Origin of the sequence: Streptomyces sp. NPDC050085, from assembly GCF_044460595.1 — a bacterium.
Taxonomy (GTDB): Bacteria; Actinomycetota; Actinomycetes; order Streptomycetales; family Streptomycetaceae; genus Streptomyces.
This window is the reverse complement of record NZ_JBITJZ010000002.1, coordinates 1-19,791: the sequence shown is the minus strand read 5'-3', so window position 1 is coordinate 19,791 and position 19,791 is coordinate 1. Positions and strand designations below refer to the sequence as shown.

Genomic DNA, 19,791 nt, shown 5'->3' with positions numbered 1-19,791 from the left:
GGAGGCATCAAGTGGTCGACGCGGACCAGACGTTCGTCATCGTCGGAGGGGGACTCGCCGGCGCGAAGGCCGCCGAGACACTCCGCTCGGAGGGCTTCACCGGGCGGGTGATCATCATCGGGGACGAACGGGACCACCCGTACGAACGCCCGCCCCTGTCGAAGGGCTACCTCCAGGGCAAGGAGGACCGGGACAGCGTCTTCGTCCACGAACCGGCCTGGTACGCGAGCCACGACATCGAGCTGCACCTGGGCCAGACGGTCACCACCGTCGACCGCGATGCCAAGACGGTCCGGCTCGGCGACTCCACCACCATCCGCTACGACAAGCTGCTGCTGGCCACCGGCGCCGAACCGCGCCGCCTGGACATCCCCGGCACCGGCCTCGTCGGCGTCCACCACCTGCGCCGCCTCGCCCACGCCGAGCGCCTGAAGAACGTGCTGGCCTCGCTCGGCCGGGACAACGGCCACCTGGTCATCGCCGGAGCGGGCTGGATCGGCCTCGAGGTCGCGGCCGCCGCCCGCGAGTACGGCGCCGAGGTCACCGTCGTCGAACCCGAGGCCACCCCGCTGCACGGCGTGCTCGGCCCCGAGCTCGGCCAGATCTTCACCGACCTGCACAGCGACCACGGCGTCCGCTTCCACTTCGGCGCCCGCCTCACCGAGATCACCGGCCAGGACGGCATGGTCCTCGCCGCCCACACCGACGACGGCGAGGAACACCCCGCGCACGACGTGCTCGCCGCGATCGGCGCCGCCCCGCGCACCGCCCTCGCCGAGGCCGCGGGCCTGACCCTGGCGCCCCGCGAGCACGGCGGCGGCATCGCGGTCGACGCCACGCTGCGCACCAGCGACCCGGACATCTACGCGGCGGGCGACGTCGCCGCCCTCGACCACACCCTCTTCGGCACCAGGCTCCGCGTCGAGCACTGGGCGAACGCGCTCAACGGGGGCCCGGCCGCCGCCCGCGCCATGCTCGGCAAGGACGTCACCTACGACCGCGTGCCCTACTTCTTCTCCGACCAGTACGACCTGGGCCTGGAGTACTCGGGCTGGGCGCCCCCCGGCGCGTACGACCAGGTGGTGCTGCGCGGCGACGCGGGCAAGCGGGAGTTCATCGCCTTCTGGCTGAAGGACGGCCGGGTCCTCGCCGGGATGAACGTGAATGTGTGGGACGTCACCGAACCCATCCAGCAGCTGATCCGCTCCGGTGCCCGGCCCGGCACCGAACGCCTCTCGGACCCGAGCATCCCGCTCGGTGATCTTCTGGAGGAGTGACAGGAGTGTCAGTGGGCGCCCGTAGAATCGTCGCGTGGCAGGCAGGATCAATGACGAGGACGTGAAGGCGGTTCGGGACGCGGTCCCGATCGACGCCGTGGTGTCCGAGTACCTGCAGTTGCGCAACGCGGGCGGCGGGAACCTGAAGGGCCTGTGCCCCTTCCACGACGAGAAGTCCCCGTCCTTCCAGGTCAGCCCGAGCAAGGGGTTCTTCCACTGCTTCGGCTGCCAGGAGGGCGGCGACACCATCACGTTCGTGATGAAGGTCGACCACCTGACCTTCTCCGAAGCGGTGGAGCGCCTGGCCGGCCAGGCCGGCATCACCCTGCGCTACGAAGAGGGCGGGTACAACCCGCAGCACCAGCGCGGCGAGCGCATCCGCCTCGTCGAGGCGCACAAGGTCGCCGCGCAGTTCTACGCGGACCAGCTGGAGTCCCCGGAAGCCGAGATCGGCCGCAAGTTCCTCGCCGAGCGCGGCTTCGACCAGGCCGCCGCCGCACACTTCGGCGTCGGCTACAGCCCGGCGGGCTGGGACCACCTGACCCGCTTCCTGCGCGGCAAGGGCTTCAGCGACAAGGAGATCCTCCTCTCGGGCCTGTCCCAGGAGGGCCGCCGCGGCCCCATCGACCGCTTCCGCGGCCGCCTGATGTGGCCGATCCGCGACATCGGCGGCGAGGTCGTCGGCTTCGGCGCCCGCCGCCTGCGCGAGGACGACAACGGGCCGAAGTACCTGAACACGCCCGAGACGCCGATCTACAAGAAGTCCCAGGTCCTGTACGGCATCGACCTCGCGAAGAAGGACATCGCGAAGGCGTCCCGCGCCGTCGTCGTCGAGGGCTACACGGACGTCATGGCCTGCCACCTCGCCGGCATCACCACCGCGATCGCGACCTGCGGCACGGCGTTCGGCGGCGACCACATCAAGATCCTCCGCCGCCTCCTGATGGACAACGGATCGGCGCGGGTGATCTTCACCTTCGACGGCGACGCGGCCGGTCAGAAGGCCGCCCTGCGCGCCTTCGAGGACGACCAGAAGTTCGCCGCCGAGACGTACATCGCGATCGCGCCCGACGGCATGGACCCCTGCGAGCTGCGCCTCGCCAAGGGCGACGAGGCGGTCGCCGACCTGGTCGAACCCCGCACCCCGCTCTTCGAGTTCGCGCTGCGCCAGATCGTCGCGCGCTACGACCTGGAGACCCCGGCAGGGCGCGCCTCCGCGCTCGACGAGGCCGCGCCGATCGTCGCCCGCATCAAGAACAGCGGCGCCCAGCACGAGGTCGCCGTCCAGCTCGCGGGCATGCTCGGCATCCTCGACACCCAGTTCGTGGTCAAGCGGGTTGCCCAGCTGGCCCGTTGGGCCCGGGACCGCGGCGGCAAGGGCCCCGCGCCCAGCGCCGCCCGGGGCGCGCAGCCGGCGCAAAGTGCCGCCCCCGCACCGGCGTTCGGCGGCCCGGCGCTCACCCTGCGCAACCCGGTGTACGCGACGGAGCGCGAGCTGCTCAAGCTCGCACTGCAACACCCGCACCTGGTCTCCCCGGCGTTCGACGCGTACGGCATCGACGAGTTCACGGCCGCTCCGTACGCAGCCGTGCGCCAGGCCATCCTGGAAGCGGGCGGCGCCGAGCCGGGCGCGGGTGACGTGCACGAGTACCTGGTCCGGGTGCGCGAGGCGGCGCCCGACGACGCGGTGCGCGCCATGGTCACCGAGCTGGCCGTCGAGGCCATCCACCGCAAGACGGTCGACGAGGCGTACGCGGGCGAGCAGCTCGTCACCGTCCGCCGCCGGGCCGTCGAGCGCCGCATCCGCGACGTCCAGGGCACGTTCACCCGCCTCGGCTCGACCGGCGACCCGGCCCAACTGGCAGCCGTGCAGAACGAGTTGTGGGTGCTCCAGCAGTACGGCCAGGCACTGCGCGAACGGGGCGCCGAAGCGCTCTAGGGCTCCGGGGATGCGACCTGCGCAACCCGCCGCACCCTGACGCGCCGTTTCGCCACGTTCCCGTACGGGAATGCCGGGCACTCGTACATCACGGTAACCATGCGGTCACGCACCGGACTCAAAAAGTCAACGCACGCCCCTCGTGGCGGCACTGTGTCGTACTCCACACTGGGTTGCGGTGCCTGAGTCCTCGGAGCGCGGCCGGAGCCCGGACACCGGGCCCGACACCCCCGCGGTTCCGCTCATCGCGTACGGGACGGACGGCGGCGAGGCTGCCGCTGACGCCCCCCTGCCGCACGCCTCAGCAGCGATCACCTTGGAGGTCGCCCCCGTGCAGACCCAGACCCTCAGTCAGAGCGACAGCACAGCGCAGGCCCTCGCCGACCCCGAAGGCGCCGCGGAGGGCGAGGCCCTCACCACGGTGCCGCCACAGAGCCGCGCGGCACACCACCCCGAGGCCGGCAGCGCCGGCCCCGAGTCACCTGAGGCCACCGAGTCCCCGGACGAGCCGGAGGCGGCCGAGCCGCCCGAGCTGTCCGCGCCGCCGGAGCCGGTGCGCGGAGCCGCCCGCGCGGACACCAGCGGGCCCTCCTCCGACCTGTTCCGGCAGTACCTGCGCGAGATCGGCCGCATCCCGCTGCTCACCGCGGCCGAGGAGGTCGAGCTCGCACGCCGCGTCGAGGCGGGCCTGTTCGCCGAGGAGAAGCTGCTCCACGACATCGACCTCGACTCCCAACTGGCCCTGGACCTCGACAAGTTGGTCGTCATGGGCCGGATGGCCAAGCGCCGCCTCATCGAGGCGAACCTGCGCCTGGTGGTCTCCGTCGCCAAGCGCTACGTGGGCCGCGGCCTGACCATGCTCGACCTGGTCCAGGAGGGAAACCTGGGCCTGATCCGCGCCGTCGAGAAGTTCGACTACGCCCGGGGCTACAAGTTCTCCACGTACGCGACCTGGTGGATCCGCCAGGCGATGAGCCGCGCCCTGGCCGACCAGGCCCGCACCATCCGCGTGCCCGTCCACGTCGTCGAACTGATCAACAGGGTGGTCCGCGTCCAGCGCCGCATGCTGCAGGAACGGGGCTACGAGCCGACCCCCGAAGAGGTCGCGGCCCACCTGGACCTGCCCCACGAGCGCGTCAGCGAAGTCCTGCGGCTCGCCCAGGAGCCGGTCTCCCTGCACGCCCCCGTCGGCGAGGAGGACGACGTCGCGCTCGGCGACCTGATCGAGGACGGCGACGCCACGAGCCCGGTGGAATCGGCGGCGTTCCTGCTGCTCAGGGAACACCTGGAGGCGGTCCTGTCGACGCTCGGCGAGCGCGAGCGCAAGGTCGTCCAGCTCCGCTACGGCCTGGCGGACGGCCGCCCCCGCACCCTGGAGGAGATCGGCCGCATCTTCGGCGTCACCCGCGAACGCATCCGCCAGATCGAATCGAAGACCCTGAACAAACTCAGGGACCACGCCTTCGCGGACCAACTCCGCGGCTACCTGGACTGAAACAGGGGCGTGGGGCCGTATCGGCCCCACGCCCCCATGGCTTCCCGTCCCGGCTAGTCGACCTCGGCCACGGCCTGGGCGAACTGGGCCTCGTACAGCCGCTGGTACGCCCCACCGGAGGCGACCAGCTCATCGTGCGCGCCCTGCTCCACGATCGACCCGTTCTCCATGACCAGAATCGTGTCGGCATCGCGGATCGTCGACAGACGGTGCGCGATGACGAACGAGGTCCGCCCGGCGGCGAGCCGCGCCATGGCCTTCTGGATGAGTACCTCGGTCCGGGTGTCGACGGACGAGGTCGCCTCGTCCAGCACCAGGATCACGGGATCCGACAAGAAGGCCCGCGCAATGGTGATGAGCTGCTTCTCACCGGCGCTGACACCGGTGCCCTCGTCGTCGATGACGGTGTCGTACCCCTCGGGCAGCGTCCGGATGAACCGGTCCGCGTGCGCGGCCTTCGCGGCTTCCTCGATCTCCTCCCGCGAGACGTCCTTCGCCGCGCCGTACGCGATGTTCTCCGCGATGGACCCGCCGAACAGCCACGTGTCCTGGAGCACCATGCCGATCCCGGTCCGCAGCTCGTCCCGCGACATCTTCGCGATGTCGACCCCGTCGAGCGTGATCCGCCCGCCGGTGACGTCGTAGAACCGCAGGAGCAGATTGACGAGGGTCGTCTTCCCGGCCCCCGTCGGCCCGACGATCGCGACCGTGTGACCGGGCTCCGCCGTCAGCGACAGGTCCTCGATGAGCGGCTTGTCCTTCTCGTAGCGGAAGGCGACGTGCTCGAACTCGACGTGCCCGCGCAGGTTCTCCGGCTTCTCACCGGGCACCGGATCCGCGGACTGCTCCTCGGCGTCGAGCAGTTCGAAGATCCGCTCGGCCGAGGCGACACCCGACTGCACCAGGTTCGCCATCGACGCGACCTGCGTCAGCGGCATCGAGAACTGCCGCGAGTACTGGATGAACGCCTGCACGTCACCGATGGACAGGGACCCGGAGGCCACCCGCAACCCGCCGACGACGGCCACCAGCACATAGTTCAGGTTCGACACGAAGAACATCAGCGGCTGCATGATGCCGCTGTTGAACTGGGCCTTGAACGAGGCCTCGTACAGCGCCTCGTTCTGCTCGGCGAACTGCTCGGCCGACTCCTTCTGCCGCCCGAACACCTTCACCAGGTTGTGGCCGGTGTACATCTCCTCGATGTGCGCGTTGAGCTTGCCCGTGGTCTTCCACTGCTGCACGAACTGCGGCTGCGAGCGCTTGCCGACCTTCGCCGCGACGACCACCGACAGCGGCACCGTCACCAGCGCGACCAGGGCGAGCAGCCAGGAGATCCAGAACATCATCGCGAGGACGCCGATGATCGTCAGCACCGAGTTGAGCATCTGCCCCATCGTCTGCTGCAGCGTCTGCCCGATGTTGTCGATGTCGTTGGTCGCCCGGCTCAGCACCTCGCCGCGCTTCTGCTTGTCGTAGTACGACAGGGGCAGCCGCGACAGCTTCGCCTGCATGTCCTTGCGCAGCTGCGCCACGGCCAGGTTGATCGCCCGGTTCGCGAGCCGCGTACCGATCATCATCGCGAAGCCGGCCACCGCGAACACCGCGAGGGCGAGCAGCAGCACCTCGCCGATCGCGTCGAAGTCCACGCCCTTGCCGGGGGTGAAGTCGACGCCGCCGAGCATGTCCGCCATGCCGCCGTCGCCCTTGGCCCGCAGGCCCGCGAGGACCTCGGCCTTGGTCTGGCCCGGCTCCATCCGCCCGCCGATGATCCCGCCGAACAGCAGGTCGGTGGCGTGGCCGAGGATCTTCGGCCCGACCACCGAGAGACCGACACTGATCACGATCGACACGAGCACCGCGGCGACCGACGCCCGGTGCGCCGCCAGGCGCTTGAGCAGCCGCTTGCCGGATCCCTTGAAGTCCATCGAACGCGAACCGGGCCCACCGGCCGCCATCCGCGCCGCCATCGGCCCGCTCATCAGGCGGCCTCCGCTTCCGTCAGCTGGGAGAGCACGATCTCCCGGTAGGTCTCGTTGTCGGCCATCAGCTCGTGATGGCGTCCGGTGCCCACGACCCGGCCCTCGTCGAGGACGACGATCCGGTCGGCGTCCCGGATGGTCGCGACCCGCTGGGCCACGATCACCACGGTCGCCTCGGCCGTCTCGGCGCCCAGCGCACGGCGCAGCGCCGCGTCAGTGGCGTAGTCGAGCGCGGAGAACGAGTCGTCGAAGAGATAGATCTCGGGCCGCTGCACCAGCGTCCTGGCGATGGCGAGCCGCTGGCGCTGACCACCGGAGACGTTCGTCCCGCCCTGCGAGATGGGGGCGTCGAGCCCGCCCTCCAGCTTGCTGACGAAGTCCTTGGCCTGCGCCACCTCGAGCGCGTGCCACAGCTCCTCGTCCGTCGCGTCCGGCTTCCCGTAGCGCAGGTTCGAGGCGACGGTCCCGGAGAACAGGTACGGCTTCTGCGGTACGAGTCCCACGGTCTTCGCCATCAGCTGCGGATCGACCTCGCGGACGTCCTCCCCGTCGACGTAGACGACGCCGGCGGTGGTGTCGTACAGCCGCGGCACGAGCCCGAGCAGCGTCGACTTGCCGCTGCCCGTCGAGCCGATGATCGCCGTGGTCTCCCCGGGCAGGGCGACCAGGTCGACCCCGCGCAGGACGGGCTCCTCGGCACCCGGGTAGCCGAAGTCGGCGCCCCGGATCTCCAGGTGCCCGTGCCGCCGCAGTTCGCGTACGGACGTCTGCGGATCCGGCGGCACGACGCTCGACTCGGTGTCGAGGACCTCCTGGATGCGCTCGGCGCACACCTCGGCGCGCGGCACCTGCATGAACATGAAGGTGGCCATCATCACGCTCATCACGATCTGCATCAGATACGCGAGGAAGGCGGTCAGGTCACCGATCTGCATGTGCTCGCCGTCGATGCGCCGCGCACCGAACCACACGACGGCGATGGAGGCGAGGTTCACGATCGTCATCACGAACGGGAACATCAGCGCCATGATCCGGCCGGTGGCGAGCGAGGTCTCGGTCAGATCGCGATTCGCTTCCCCGAACCGCTCCTTCTCGAACTCGTCGCGCACGAAGGCACGGATGACGCGGTTGCCGGTGATCTGCTCGCGCAGCACCCGGTTCACGGTGTCCAGCTTGGTCTGCATGGACCGGAACAGCGGCCGCATCCTGCGGATGATCAGCGACAGGACGATCGCCATCACGGGCAGCACGGCGAGCAGCACACCGGACAGCGGCACGTCGAGCCCGAGGGCCATGACGACACCGCCGACGCACATGATCGGCGCCGACACCATGAGCGTGAAGCCCATGAGCACCAGCATCTGGACCTGCTGCACGTCGTTCGTGGTCCGGGTGATCAGCGAGGGCGCCCCGAACTGGCCGACCTCGCGCGCCGAGAAGGACTGCACCCGGTCGAAGATCCCGGCCCGCACGTCGCGCCCGACGGCGGCGGCGGTCCGGGCGCCGAAGAACACGGCGCCGGTGTTGCACAGGACCTGGACGACGGTGATGCCGAGCATGGCGGCGCCGTAGGACAGGATGTAGCCGGTGTCCCCGTTGACGACACCGTTGTCAATGATGTCCGCGTTCAAGGTGGGCAGGTACAGGGCGGCGCAGGTCTGCAGGAACTGCAGCAGCACCAGCAGCCCGATGGGTTTCTTGTACGGACGGAGATAGGTCCGCAGGAGTCGTATGAGCACGCTCGGTCTCTCGGTGGTCGGCGGTGGGAGTGTGAGCGGTTGAGGGGAGGGGAGGGGAGGGGTACGCCTCCGCTGGAACGAAGACGCATGGACCCCTATCGTCGAACACTCCACCCGCGTTACCTCAACTGATTAACCCAAGAGCGTTCAAAGACCAGCCACGGATTTACGCGAACGCCCCCGGGTGGATCTGCTCCCGCACCGACCGGTACTGCTGGCGCACGGCCTGTCCCACGGCCGCCTCCTCGCCCGGCTCGAAGACCTGCGCGGCCGCGCCCTGCCACAGCGGCAACTGCCCGCTCAGCGCCCACGCGGCCTGCCGCGCCGCACCGAGCGCCGCGTAGTCCGCGGGCTGCGGCACCACGACCTGCGCCCCGAACAGCATCGGCGCCGCGGCCTGCACGGCGTGCAGCTCGGCCGCCGCCCCGAGCAGGAACACCCGCCGGATCTCGACCCCGCGCCCGCGCAGCACGTCGATGGCGTCGGCGAGCCCGCACAACATGCCTTCGAAGGCGGCCCGCGCCAGATGCTCGGGCTTCATGGACTCCCGCCGCAGCCCGCTCAGGGTCCCCGCCGTGTGCGGCAGATTCGGCGTCTTCTCGCCCTCCAGATACGGCAGGAGTACGAGTCCGTGGGCACCCGGCGTCGACTTCATGGCGAGCTCGGACAGCTCCTCCAGCCCACCGTCGAGCCCCAGCATCTCCGCCGTGCCCCGCAGCGCCCGCACCGCATTCAACGTATGCACCACGGGCAGATGCATCCCGGTGGCGTCGGCGAGCGACGTAATCGCACCACTGGAGTCGACCAGCGCCTCGTGGTGCACGGCCATCACCGACCCCGAGGCGCCCAGCGAGACGACGGCGTCCCCGACCTGCACCCCGAGCCCGAAGGCGGCGGCCATGGTCTCCCCGGTCCCGGCCGAGATGATCAGCCCCTCAGGGGTGGTCCCCGCGGCGTCGCCGGGACCGAGGACCTCAGGCAGCATCGCCTGCCGGCCGAGGGCCAGCTCCACGAGGTCGGGCCGCCAGGATCCGGAGGCCGCGGACCAGTAGCCGGTGCCCGAGGCCCCGCCGCGGTCCGTGGTCCGGCGCGCGGGCCGGCCGAGCAGTTGCCACACGAGCCAGTCGTGGGCCTGCATGAGAAGGGCCACACGCTGCGCGTTCTCGGGCTCGGTGCGCGCCAGCCAGCGCAGCTTGGTGACGGGCTGCGCCGCCTGCGGCACGGACCCGACGGCCTCGGCCCACGCCTCGCGCGAGCCGAGCCGGTCGATCAGATCGGCGGACGATGCCTGGGCCCGCTTGTCACCGCCCACCAGCGCGGGCCGCACGGTGTTGCCCTGCGAGTCCAGCGGCACCAGCGCGTTCTGCTGCGCGGAGACGCCGATGGCCTGGACGCCTTCGAGCAGCCCGCCGCCCGCGGCCTCGCCGAGCGACAGGAGCCATGCCTGGGGATCGACGTCGGACGGACGCCCACCGCCGTCCACCGGGTCCAGCGGATGCGGGGCATAGCCCTGCCGCAGCACGGCCCCGGTCTCGGAGTCACAAACCACAATGCGCGTGAAATCGGGCGAACTGTCCAGCCCGGCGACTATCCCCATGACAGAAATACTGCCGCACCACGCGGGACTTCTGCGCCGCCCGGTGTCTCTAGGTGTTGCTGGTGCCCCAGTCGTCGTCCTCGCCCGGGCCGCCGCGCTCGCGCAGCGACCGCACGCGGTCGGCCACCGAGTCCGGCACCTTGCTCTCGACCTTCTCGCTCACCGAGTGGAAGGCCTTGCCCGCGTACTGGCGCGTCTGCTGGGCGGCGGACTCCGCCGTGTTGCGCACGGCGGGGTTCTGCGCGATCTCCCGCGCGGTCTTCTTCAGCTTCTCGTACCGCTCGCGTCCGGCCCGCGTCCCCAGCACGTATCCGAGGGCGATCCCGGCGATGAATGTGAGCCGGTAGCGCATGACGGCCACCCTTCCGTAGCGAGGTTCGTGATCGTCGATGATCACTGGGGGGATACCGATTGGCGGAGCACCCCCCTGCTTGCGCTAATGTATGTGTCGCAGCGAGCGCCCGCCGCCTGGCAAGTACCCAGGTGGGTGCGTTCGAAGCAACGATGCATTCCCCTGTAGCTCAATTGGCAGAGCAGCCGGCTGTTAACCGGCAGGTTACTGGTTCGAGTCCAGTCGGGGGAGCTCGATCTCCTGTAGCTCAATTGGCAGAGCAGCCGGCTGTTAACCGGCAGGTTACTGGTTCGAGTCCAGTCGGGAGAGCTGTCGAACAAGCCCCTCCGGAGTCCACTCCGGGGGGCTTTTTCGTGCCCGGTGGAACCGCCCGTGTACCTGCGGAGTCCTCAAGGTCGTGCAGAGCCGAACCATCCGAGGCAGGAGATCGTATGAGCGGCTATGCTGCGGCAGACGGCGCGCACAAATGTGCGCGACGCGCCGTAAGGGGCGGTAGCTCAGCCGGTTAGAGCAGCGGACTCATAATCCGTCGGCCGTGGGTTCGAGTCCCACCCGCCCCACTGCTGGGCCGTAGTGCAGAAACGATGCGACCAGCGGTTACGTAACCTGATGGCCCGTCACCAAAACGGTGACGGGCCATTAGTCACTCGGAAAGCGGCAGGACGTGCCGCCCAGGGGGATTCCGGGAGCGGGAGGTCGCACGGCTGCGGGGTTGCTTCGCCGACCTGCGGGAGCGCGCGAGCGCGAACTCGATCGAATGGTTCGAGATGGGGAACGTTGAGCGGCGGGAGATCGCGGTCGTACGGGACGGTCGTGTCCGGCTGTTCCGGGTGAAGGAGGTTGTCGCCACGGCCTCCGTCTGTCTGGGGTCGGTGGCGGCCGCCATGGTGCGCATCTTCAGCTAGTTCTGTGTTGCTGGTCTTCGGTCTGGCTGCATGGAGATCCAGAACGCTGCGCAAGGGCTCATGATCCGTCGGCCGCGGGTTCGCGTCCCACCCGCCCCACTGCTGGGCCGTAGTCCAGAAACGAGGCGACCGGGTGTTGCGTAGCCTGATGGCCCGCCACCAAAGCGGTGACGGGCCGTCAGTCGCCCGGAAACCGGCACTCGGGGCCCCGGTGCGCCGATCGAGGGTCGCCCGGCTACGGCGGCGTCTTCCCGCTGTCGCCGCCACTCTGGGCGGCGCGCAGGTCGGCGAGGAGTTCGGCCTGGCCGCCCAGGACGCCGGCCAGGATGGATCGGGCGACCCGCAGCAACTCGGCGACCTGCGGACTGGTCAGCGAGTAGTAGACGTTCGAGCCTTCCTTGCGGGTGGCCACGAGATTGGCCCGGCGCAGCACGGCCAGCTGCTGCGAGAGGTGGGCGGGCTCGATGCCGACCTCGGGCAGCATCTCGGCGACCGCGTGCTCGCGCTCGCTGAGCAGTTCCAGGACGCGGATACGGGCCGGATGGCCGAGGGTCTTGAAGAACTCGGCCTTGAGTTGGTACAGCGGCGTGCTCACCGACCCGTTCCCCTCTCGGGGCGGCGCCACGGCCGCTCCGCGCATCGCATCCACTCACTCGTCTTGTGCATGGCCCCATCCTCGCCCGCGCGAGGGGTGCGCAGGAAAGCCGAGGCCCTGAATCCAGCGGTGACGACCGCAGGAAGTGCCAACGAGCGACCTAATGAATTGCTAAAATTAGCAACTCAGCATGTGTGGCGAGGGGGGCTTGGATGAGAATCACGCCGTTGCGTGGCCTGGGAGTGGCTTGGCTCAAGTGCCCCGCGTGCCGACTCAAGTGCCGCCCCGGCGCGGTCGTTTCGGACGGACTGTGCCCGCGCTGCGGGAACGCCCGGATGCTCAAGCTCTCCTTCGGCGGCCGCGACAACCGCCCTGCTCCGGGCGACGACGCGGCCTGACGGGAAGGGGCGGTCATGGGTGACTGGGCCGCGCAGCCCGGGTGCGGCATACGGTTCGAGTGGGGTGCCACCGGGACCGCCCGTCTCGCCGCGGAGGCGGCCTGCCTGGCCGTCGCACGTAGCACCGTGTCCACGCAGTACCCCTGGTCGCTGTCCCCGACCCAGCTGCGCCGGTCCCCCTTCACCGCAGGCGCCGTGGCGCCGGTGGTGGCCGCCTGCCTGCGCAACGTCACCGCGGTCGGCAGCCGGCTCACCCAGCACGGCTACGGGGGATCCGAGCGGCCGGTGGCCGTCATCGCGGCGGGCGAGCGGTGGCCGGACGGCTCCCTGCGCCCCGCCCCGGAGGACCTGCTCGCGGCGGGCGCACTCATCGCCGACCTCGGCTCCCAGGGGGCCGGCCCGCTTTCGGCGGAGGCGGCGTGCGCGCGGGCCTGCGCCGAGGCCACCGCCGACATCCCGCGCGCGATCGCCGCGAGCGCCTCCGGACGGGAATCGGCCTCCGCGGGGTTCGCCGAGGACGTGGTGATCGCGACCGAGGAGGACGCGTGCACCGTCGTGCCGGTCATGGACGTCGAGGGGGCCTTCGCCGCGGCCACGTGACGGGTGGCCGCGGCGGCCCGCTCGGACAGCGGCTTCAGTACTGCCCGGGGTCCGAGAACCCGCTGTCCGCGCCGAACGTGTCCACGGCGGTGGTCGGGTCGAATCCGGGCGGGCCGTCCTTGAAGGCCAGGCCCATGTCGGCCAGCTTGGCCCTGACCTCGTCGATCGACTTCGCCCCGAAGTTGCGGATGTCGAGCAGGTCCTGCTCGGTGAGCGCGAGGAGGCCGCCGACGGAGTGGATGCCCTCGCGCTTGAGGCAGTTGTACGACCGGACGGTGAGCTCGAGGTCCTCGATCGGCAGTGCCAGGTCGGCGACCAGGGCGGCGTCCGTGGGGGACGGGCCCATCTCGATGCCCTCGGCGTCCACGTTCAGGTCGCGTGTCAGGCCGAACAGCTCGACCAGCGTCTTGCCGGCCGACGCCATGGCGTCACGCGGCCGCATCGCCTGCTTGGTCTCGACGTCGACGATGAGCTTGTCGAAGTCGGTGCGCTGCTCGACACGCGTGGCCTCGACCTTGTACATGACCTTCAGCACCGGCGAGTAGATCGAGTCGACCGGAATCCGGCCGATCTCCTGGCCCACCTGCTTGTTCCGCACGGCCGAGACGTAGCCGCGACCGCGCTCGACGGTCAGCTCCATCCCCAGCTCGCCCGCGCCGCTCAGCGTGGCGAGGACGAGGTCGGGGTTGTGCACCTCGACACCGGCCTGCGGGTCGATGTCGGCAGCGGTGAGGAACCCCGGGCCCTGCTTGCGCAGGTGTAGCACGACCGGCTCGTCGTGCTCGCAGGAGACCACCAACTGCTTGATGTTCTGGACGAGGTCGGTCACGTCCTCCGTGACGCCCGGCACGGTGGTGAACTCCTGCGGGACACCGTCGATGCGGACGCCGGTGACAGCCGCGCCGGGAATCGAGTACAGCAGGGCACGGCGCAGGGAGTTGCCGAGCGTGTAGCCGAAACCCGGCTCCAGCGGCTCGATGACGAACCGCGAACGGCACCCCTCAACCACCTCTTCGGTCAACGAGGGACGCTCAGCAATCAGCACGAGATGTTGCCTCCATTTCGGCGACCGCCCTGCGACGCCGTAGACATGGGAAGAAGAGTTAGGGGTGATACTGCCGCACTGGCGGCCACGCCATCGATATCCGCATGTATCTGCATGTATCAGGATGTATCCGCATGTAAGGGGAAACAGGTCGTGGCCGCGGGGCCGAGGTGCCCGGCCACGGAGAGGGTGCCGAGGTTGGGTTCGACGGTGTAGCGCCACGCGATGGTCGTGTGGGTGAACTTCCTTGTACGCGCTGCCCGTTGAGGGGTGTCGAGTGGCCGGTGCGGGTCACAGGGGCAGGGTGATCCAGATGCTCTTGCCGCCCCCGTCGGCGTCGCCGCGCACGACTGCGGTCCCGGCCAGGGCGAGGGTGAGTTCCATGACGGTGGCCAGCCCTTTGCCGCCGGTCGCGGTCAGTGCCCCGTGCAGCGGCGGCTGGTAGGGGTGGCGGTCGTGGACGCCGAAGGCCAGGCAGTCCGCGCTGCCGGCGAAGATCACCGTGAGCGTCGGAGACGTCGTGGCTGCGTGCCGCACGCTGTTGGTGACCAGCTCGCTGAGGATCAGCAGGGCCGGATCCAGGCTCGGGTGGCGGGCGCTGACGCCCCATTCGGCGAGCACCATCTGCGCGGTCTCGCGTGCCATCCGCACCGCCGAACCCTCGGTGGGCACGGTGAGCGCGTGCCGGTGCGGCAGGGCCTCGATCGCTTTGCTCATCGCGCGTCCCCCATGGTGAGCCGGAATCCGGTGATCGACTGCGGGCGAAGGCGCAGGAACGTGTCGTGCGGGCCATAGGTCCAGCCGGTCAGCGTGCGCCGGTAGTGCGCGGCCTCGTCCCGGTCACGCACCACTTCGACGGGGCCGGTCGTGGTGACCGTCCAGCCCGTGCCGTTCGCCGGGTCCACGTCGTCCACGTGGTAGGTCGCGGTGGCCGGGACGGCGGACGCTGCGGCCGGGGCGCGTACGACCAGACGGCCCACCCCCCACACGTGCCGGGCCGGCCGCAGGACGGGCAGCTCGCGCTGGACGTAGACCAGACGGCCGTACGAACTTCCCTCCAGCAGCCACAGTGCCTCCGCGCCGGAGACCTCGGTCATGCGTGGCGTCTGGTGCGGCGTGTTCGGTGTGCTCATCGGGCGGGTTCCTCGACGGAGGTCGGTGCGGTCTTCTGCCGGGGCAGGGTGGGCAGCAGGCCCGCGCGCTCCAGGTGGGCGCGGGCGCCCGCGATGGCCTCGGGCGTGGTCGCGTACTCGTGGCCCGCACGGCGGAGCAGTTCCAACGCCCCTACGGATTCGAGGACTTGGCGCTGTCCGGGACGTATCCCGGAGGTCATGACGGCGATGCCGCGCCGGTTGAGCTTCGCCACGGCGTCCTTGAGGACGAGTGCGCCGGTCGCGTCCATGGTGGATACCCGCGACATGCGCAGGATCACGACCCGTACGTCCGCTGTCTCGGACAGTTCGAGGAGGAAGCGGTGTGCGCCGGCGAAGAACAGGGGCCCGTCCACGCGGTAGGCCACGATGTGCTCGGCGAGCAGGGCGTGTTCCTCGGCGCCGTGGTCGCCCGGGTCGAGCGGGACCTCCTGCACGCGGGCCTGTCGGGCGACGGCGCGCAGGGCGAGCAGAGCGGCGACGGCGATGCCGATGACGACCGCCTGGACGAGGTCGAGGGCGAGTGTGGCGGCGGCGGTCAGGACGAGGATGACGGCATCCGAGCGGGTCGCCTTCGCCATCGCGCGCAGCGAGCCGACCTCGACCATCCGGATCGCGGTCGCGATCAGGACACCGGCGAGCGCGGCCAGCGGAATCCTCGACACCAGCGGGGCGGCCGCGAAGACGATGACGGCGAGCACCACGGCGTGGGCGAGCGCGGCGAGGCGGGAGCGGGCGCCGGTGCGTACGTTCACGGCGGTACGGGCGATGGCCCCGGTCGCGGGGACGCCGCCGAACAACGGGGCGGCGATGTTCGCGAGGCCTTGTCCGAACAACTCCCGGTCCGGGTCGAACTTCTGACCCACCGTCATGCCGTCCGCCGCCGAGGCCGACAGCAGTGACTCCAGCGCGGCGAGTGCGGCGACCGCCACCGCCGAGGGCAGCAGGGTGCCGAGCGAGCCCGGGTCGAGGAAGGACAGCGAGGGAGCGGGCAGCCCGGAGGGCAGATCACCGATCGGCGCGGCCGCGTCAAGACCGGCGACCTGGGCGACGAGCGTGGCGGCGATGATCGCGACGATGGAGAACGGAATCGCCGGACGCAGCCGGGCGCCGACGAGCATCACGACGGCGACCGCGACGGCGAAGGCGACGGCGGTCCAGTTCGGCGCCTTCGCGAACTCCTCGACCGTCCGCCAGGCCACCACCAGCACCTGGTCGCCCTCGGGCCTGGCCACCCCCAGCGCGTTCGGCACCTGCTGGAGTCCGATCACACAGGCGATGCCCAGCGTGAAGCCCTCGATGACGGGGGCGGGCACGTAACTCATGTACTTCCCGGCCCGCAGCAGTGCCAGTGTCACCAGCAGCACACCGGCGACGAGGCCGACGGTGAGCACGCCGCCGGGACCGTACTGGGCGACGATCGGCACGAGCACCACGGTCATGGCGCCGGTCGGCCCTGACACCTGCAGATTCGATCCGCCGAACACGGCCGCCAGTGCGCCGGCGACCACCGCGGTCGCGAGCCCCGCCTCGGCGCCGAGCCCGGAGGAGACGCCGAAGCCGAGCGCGAGCGGCAGCGCCACGATCGCCACGGTCAGACCGGCCAGCAGGTCACGGCGCGGATCGCGGCGGGCGTCGGTGAGGTCGCGGCGGCCGGGCAGCAGGGCCGTGATCCGGCCGAGGAGGGTGTTCATCGGGTGGCCACCTCGGCCTCCCGCAGTTCGGCGAGGAGTTCGTTCTGTCCGGAGAGCATCTCGGTGAGGATGCGGCGCGCGGCCCGCATCAGATCGGCGACATCGCCGCCGGCCAGCGCGTAGACGACCGTCGAGCCCTCCCGCTGGGAGGTCACGATGCCGGAGCGGCGCAACACCGCGAGCTGTTGGGAGAGGGCGGAGGGTTCCACTTCGATGGCCGCCAGCAGGTCCCGTACGGGAGTCGGCCCGTCCTGCAACAGCTCCAGAACCCGTATCCGTACGGGATGACCGAGCATCCGGAAGAACTCGGCCTTGGCCTGATACAGCGGAACGGACACGAATCCCTCTCCCCACGACTGAGGCCACCGCGAGCACGGCCCGCACACCATCTAATGAATTGCAAAATTTCGCAATTAAGCTAGTCGATTCGTAGACTGCCGTGGTGACTGAAACGCTTCCCCCCTGCCCCCAGTGCGCCGGCGCCTACGCCTACGAGATGGGCGCGCTGCTGGTCTGTCCCGAGTGCGGCCACGAGTGGTCGCCGTCGTCCCGGTCCGAGGCGGCGGAGGAGGCCGTCGGCGAGCGCATCGTCAAGGACGCGGTCGGAAACGTGCTCGCCGACGGCGACACCGTGACGGTGGTCAAGACGCTCAAGGTCAAGGGCAGCCCGAGCGGCATCAAGGCGGGCACCAAGGTCCGGGGCATCCGGCTCATCGAGGACGGCGTCGACGGCCACGACATCGACTGCAAGATCGACGGCTTCGGCCCGATGCAGCTCAAGTCCAGCGTGGTCAAGAAGGCCTGAACCGGCTCGTGCGTCCTGCCCTCGGGCGCTGGGCACGGCCGCGGCCGGACCTCCCGGAGGGGGAGGCCCGGCCGCGGGCCGCAGGCGGGACGGTCGGTCACACCAGTTCGGCGTCCGCCTCCTTGGGCTGGGAGGCGGCAACCTTCGTCGGTACGGACTCACGCGTGGCGCGGGAGGCCCTGAGGCCGACCAGCGCGACGGCCACCACGAGGGCGAAGGCGCCTCCCGCGATGCCGAAGCTCAGCGTGAACTGGCTCTCCTGCGGCAGTGCGGGCAGGCCGTGCGGGAGCGTGATGGTCTTCGACGCGAGCAGCGACGTGATCATGGCGCTCGCGACGGCGCTGCCGACGGAACGGGAGATCGAGTTGATGCCGTTGGCGATGCCGGTCTGGTGGGCCGGGACGCTGGCGACGATGAGCGCCGGCATGGACGCGTAGCCGAAGCTGATCGCCAGGCCGATGACCATGCCCGCGCCGATCACCGAGCCGGTCGTACCGTGCGCGGTGGTCAGCCAGGCGAACCCGACGGCCCCGAAGACCGCGCCGACGGCCAGGGTGAAGCGTGCGCCGATGCGGCGGACGAGCAGGCCGCCGAACTGGGCGCCGACGAGGGAGACCAGCGTGGTCGGCAGCAGGTAGACGACGGCGGCGTCGAGCACAGAGGCGCTGAAGCCGTACCCGGTGAGCCGCTCGGGCATCTGCACGAGGTACGAGACGCCGATGAACTGGGCGAACATCGCGAAGCCGAGGAGCAGTCCGGCCAGGTTCGTGAAGAGGACGGGGCGGTGGGCGAACATCTTCATGTCGACCATCGGCTCGGCGACCCGCCGCTCGGTGACGACCCACACGACGGCCATGACGACCGCTCCGGCGAAGGCGCCGAGCGTACGGCCGGACGTCCAGCCCCACTCGTGGCCCTGCGAGATCGGCAGGAGCAGCAGGACGAGCAGCAGCGCGAGGGTCAGCGCACCCAGCCAGTCGGTCCGCCCGCCGGTCTTCGCGCGGGACGCGGGCACCGCGAACAGCACACCGGCCAGGGCCACCACGGCGAGTACGACGGCGAGCCAGAAGACCCGGTGGTAGTCGGGGTCCGAGCCCTGGGTGAGCAGGCCGGCGCCGACGAGCGCGAGGCCGCTGCCGAAGGCGAGCGTCCCGCTGACCAGGGCCATCGCCCCGTGCAGCTTCTCCGGCCTGATCTCCTCGCGGAGCACGGACAGGGCGAGCGGGAAGATGGCGGTCGCCGCGCCCTGCATGACGCGGCCGACGATCAGCCAGGTCAGCGAGCTCGTGGTGGCGGCGAGCACCGAGCCCGCGATCATCACGAGCAGAACGCCGACGAGGGTGGACTTCTTGCCGTGCTGGTCCCCGAAGCGGCCGAGCAGGGGTGTGAAGACGGCGGCCGACAGGAGGGTGGCCGTGGTGACCCAACTGACGTTCGCGGTCGAGGCGTTCAGGTCGGACTGGATGATGCTCAGGACCGGGACGACCAGCGTCTGCATCATCGAGACGACCATCGCGGCCAGCCCGAGTGCGAGGACGACCAGGGTCTGCCCGGACGGCTGCGGGGGCGCAGCGCGATGTGCGTGAGACACGGCAGTTCTTCTTTCAGTTACTTGACAACCTAGATGCTTGAGAACTTCAAGCAATGCAATAGACGGTAGACATTGATATTTGAGATCGTCAAGTTTCAGGGAGTAAAGTAGGGCGCATGACTGGCACTCCCCACGTCGACACGGACCAGCTCATGGAGGTCCTCTCGCGATCCCTGGGCGCCTACTACGGCGACTTCACCATCGCCGCGGCGAGCGAGAACCTCACCGCGAGCCAGGGCAAGGCGCTGACCGTGCTGCGCCGCGGCCCCGCCGCGATGCGGGCCCTGGCCGACATCCTGACGTGTGACGCGTCGAACATGACCGGCATCGTCGACCGGCTGGAGAAGCGCGGACTGGTGCGCCGCGAGCCGAGCAGCACGGACCGCCGCGTCAAGAACGTCGTACTGACCGCCGAGGGCGAGCGGGTCACCGATGAGATCCGGGCCAAGATGCACACCACGCGGGAAGGCCTCGACCGGCTCGGCGACGAGGACAGGGCCATGCTCCACACGCTGCTGGAGCGCGCGTTCCTCTAGGGCGTGTCTTCAAACTCCCTCCCCCAGCTAACGCTGGGAGGTGCCCCCAGCCTCACGACGCCTGGCACGCACTCTCGCCGCACCGGGCGC

General features: G+C 70.3%; 18 protein-coding genes and 3 tRNA genes. 10 read left to right on the top strand and 11 right to left on the bottom strand.

The window, feature by feature from the left end; translation table 11 throughout:
* The first annotated feature begins 11 nt into the window (after nucleotides 1-11).
* The 3 genes from ACIBUY_RS08495 (at nucleotide 12) to ACIBUY_RS08485 (ending at nucleotide 4,711) form a co-directional block, all read left to right on the top strand.
* A complete protein-coding gene (locus ACIBUY_RS08495) occupies nucleotides 12-1,277 on the top strand; it encodes an FAD-dependent oxidoreductase (RefSeq protein WP_365574972.1) in 1,266 nt (421 codons plus the stop codon).
* A gap of 34 nt (nucleotides 1,278-1,311) precedes the next feature.
* A complete protein-coding gene (gene dnaG, locus ACIBUY_RS08490) occupies nucleotides 1,312-3,216 on the top strand; it encodes a DNA primase (RefSeq protein WP_365574975.1) in 1,905 nt (634 codons plus the stop codon).
* A gap of 178 nt (nucleotides 3,217-3,394) precedes the next feature.
* Nucleotides 3,395-4,711, top strand: a complete 1,317-nt coding sequence (locus tag ACIBUY_RS08485; RefSeq protein ID WP_365574978.1) for an RNA polymerase sigma factor — start codon at nucleotides 3,395-3,397, stop codon at nucleotides 4,709-4,711.
* Between the two features lie 53 nt (nucleotides 4,712-4,764).
* On the opposite strand, the gene ACIBUY_RS08480 is transcribed toward ACIBUY_RS08485, so the two are convergent.
* The 4 genes from ACIBUY_RS08480 to ACIBUY_RS08465 all read right to left on the bottom strand — a co-directional run bounded on the left by ACIBUY_RS08480 (nucleotide 4,765) and on the right by ACIBUY_RS08465 (nucleotide 10,381).
* On the bottom strand, nucleotides 4,765-6,693 hold the full coding sequence (locus ACIBUY_RS08480) for an ABC transporter ATP-binding protein (protein WP_365574981.1): 1,929 nt from the start codon (nucleotides 6,691-6,693) through the stop codon (nucleotides 4,765-4,767).
* Complete coding sequence (locus tag ACIBUY_RS08475) at nucleotides 6,693-8,432, bottom strand: ABC transporter ATP-binding protein (RefSeq protein WP_365574984.1); 1,740 nt, start codon at nucleotides 8,430-8,432, stop codon at nucleotides 6,693-6,695. Before ACIBUY_RS08475 ends, ACIBUY_RS08480 begins: the two co-directional genes overlap by 1 nt.
* Nucleotides 8,433-8,598: 166 nt before the next feature.
* Nucleotides 8,599-10,029, bottom strand: a complete 1,431-nt coding sequence (locus ACIBUY_RS08470; RefSeq protein ID WP_399152178.1) for an FGGY family carbohydrate kinase — start codon at nucleotides 10,027-10,029, stop codon at nucleotides 8,599-8,601.
* Nucleotides 10,030-10,078: 49 nt separating this feature from the next.
* Nucleotides 10,079-10,381 carry a YtxH domain-containing protein gene (locus ACIBUY_RS08465; protein ID WP_365574990.1) on the bottom strand — a complete coding sequence of 101 codons (303 nt, stop codon included), beginning with the start codon at nucleotides 10,379-10,381 and terminating at the stop codon, nucleotides 10,079-10,081.
* A gap of 158 nt (nucleotides 10,382-10,539) precedes the next feature.
* Here ACIBUY_RS08465 and ACIBUY_RS08460 point away from each other — a divergent pair.
* The 4 genes from ACIBUY_RS08460 to ACIBUY_RS08445 all read left to right on the top strand — a co-directional run bounded on the left by ACIBUY_RS08460 (nucleotide 10,540) and on the right by ACIBUY_RS08445 (nucleotide 11,286).
* Nucleotides 10,540-10,612: transfer RNA gene (locus tag ACIBUY_RS08460), tRNA-Asn, on the top strand.
* A 5-nt stretch (nucleotides 10,613-10,617) separates the two neighbouring features.
* A tRNA-Asn gene (locus tag ACIBUY_RS08455) sits at nucleotides 10,618-10,690 on the top strand.
* 177 nt (nucleotides 10,691-10,867) lie between these two features.
* Nucleotides 10,868-10,941 (top strand) — tRNA-Ile (locus ACIBUY_RS08450).
* A 207-nt stretch (nucleotides 10,942-11,148) separates the two neighbouring features.
* Entirely contained in the window at nucleotides 11,149-11,286 is a 138-nt protein-coding gene (locus tag ACIBUY_RS08445; RefSeq protein WP_399152177.1) for a hypothetical protein, read from the top strand.
* A 235-nt stretch (nucleotides 11,287-11,521) separates the two neighbouring features.
* Here the strand turns inward: ACIBUY_RS08445 and ACIBUY_RS08440 are convergent, their stop codons facing one another.
* Complete coding sequence (locus tag ACIBUY_RS08440) at nucleotides 11,522-11,881, bottom strand: metalloregulator ArsR/SmtB family transcription factor (protein ID WP_365575005.1); 360 nt, start codon at nucleotides 11,879-11,881, stop codon at nucleotides 11,522-11,524.
* A gap of 413 nt (nucleotides 11,882-12,294) precedes the next feature.
* Between ACIBUY_RS08440 and ACIBUY_RS08435 the strand changes: the two genes are divergently transcribed.
* Nucleotides 12,295-12,879: a 2-phosphosulfolactate phosphatase gene (locus ACIBUY_RS08435; RefSeq protein WP_399152176.1), complete on the top strand. Its 585-nt coding sequence runs from the start codon at nucleotides 12,295-12,297 to the stop codon at nucleotides 12,877-12,879.
* Between the two features lie 34 nt (nucleotides 12,880-12,913).
* On the opposite strand, the gene ACIBUY_RS08430 is transcribed toward ACIBUY_RS08435, so the two are convergent.
* The 5 genes from ACIBUY_RS08430 to ACIBUY_RS08410 form a co-directional block, all read right to left on the bottom strand.
* Nucleotides 12,914-13,924: a DNA-directed RNA polymerase subunit alpha gene (locus ACIBUY_RS08430; protein WP_399152175.1), complete on the bottom strand. Its 1,011-nt coding sequence runs from the start codon at nucleotides 13,922-13,924 to the stop codon at nucleotides 12,914-12,916.
* 291 nt (nucleotides 13,925-14,215) lie between these two features.
* Entirely contained in the window at nucleotides 14,216-14,641 is a 426-nt protein-coding gene (locus ACIBUY_RS08425) for an ATP-binding protein (protein WP_399152174.1), read from the bottom strand.
* Nucleotides 14,638-15,057, bottom strand: coding sequence for a pyridoxamine 5'-phosphate oxidase family protein (locus tag ACIBUY_RS08420; protein ID WP_365575016.1), 420 nt, complete (start codon nucleotides 15,055-15,057; stop codon nucleotides 14,638-14,640). The genes ACIBUY_RS08425 and ACIBUY_RS08420 overlap by 4 nt, the downstream gene beginning before the upstream one ends.
* Nucleotides 15,054-16,769: a SulP family inorganic anion transporter gene (locus ACIBUY_RS08415; protein ID WP_399152173.1), complete on the bottom strand. Its 1,716-nt coding sequence runs from the start codon at nucleotides 16,767-16,769 to the stop codon at nucleotides 15,054-15,056. The genes ACIBUY_RS08420 and ACIBUY_RS08415 overlap by 4 nt, the downstream gene beginning before the upstream one ends.
* Complete coding sequence (locus ACIBUY_RS08410; protein ID WP_399152172.1) at nucleotides 16,766-17,107, bottom strand: ArsR/SmtB family transcription factor; 342 nt, start codon at nucleotides 17,105-17,107, stop codon at nucleotides 16,766-16,768. Before ACIBUY_RS08410 ends, ACIBUY_RS08415 begins: the two co-directional genes overlap by 4 nt.
* Nucleotides 17,108-17,211: 104 nt before the next feature.
* On the opposite strand from ACIBUY_RS08410, the gene ACIBUY_RS08405 reads away from it, so the two are divergent.
* Nucleotides 17,212-17,574: a zinc ribbon domain-containing protein YjdM gene (locus tag ACIBUY_RS08405; protein WP_399152171.1), complete on the top strand. Its 363-nt coding sequence runs from the start codon at nucleotides 17,212-17,214 to the stop codon at nucleotides 17,572-17,574.
* 97 nt (nucleotides 17,575-17,671) lie between these two features.
* Here the strand turns inward: ACIBUY_RS08405 and ACIBUY_RS08400 are convergent, their stop codons facing one another.
* The gene (locus tag ACIBUY_RS08400; protein ID WP_365575028.1) at nucleotides 17,672-19,165 is read right to left on the bottom strand and encodes an MFS transporter; all 1,494 of its coding nucleotides are present in this window, start codon (nucleotides 19,163-19,165) and stop codon (nucleotides 17,672-17,674) included.
* A 116-nt stretch (nucleotides 19,166-19,281) separates the two neighbouring features.
* Here ACIBUY_RS08400 and ACIBUY_RS08395 point away from each other — a divergent pair, with 116 nt between their 5' ends.
* On the top strand, nucleotides 19,282-19,701 hold the full coding sequence (locus ACIBUY_RS08395) for a MarR family transcriptional regulator (RefSeq protein WP_365575031.1): 420 nt from the start codon (nucleotides 19,282-19,284) through the stop codon (nucleotides 19,699-19,701).
* Nucleotides 19,702-19,791 lie beyond the last annotated feature (90 nt).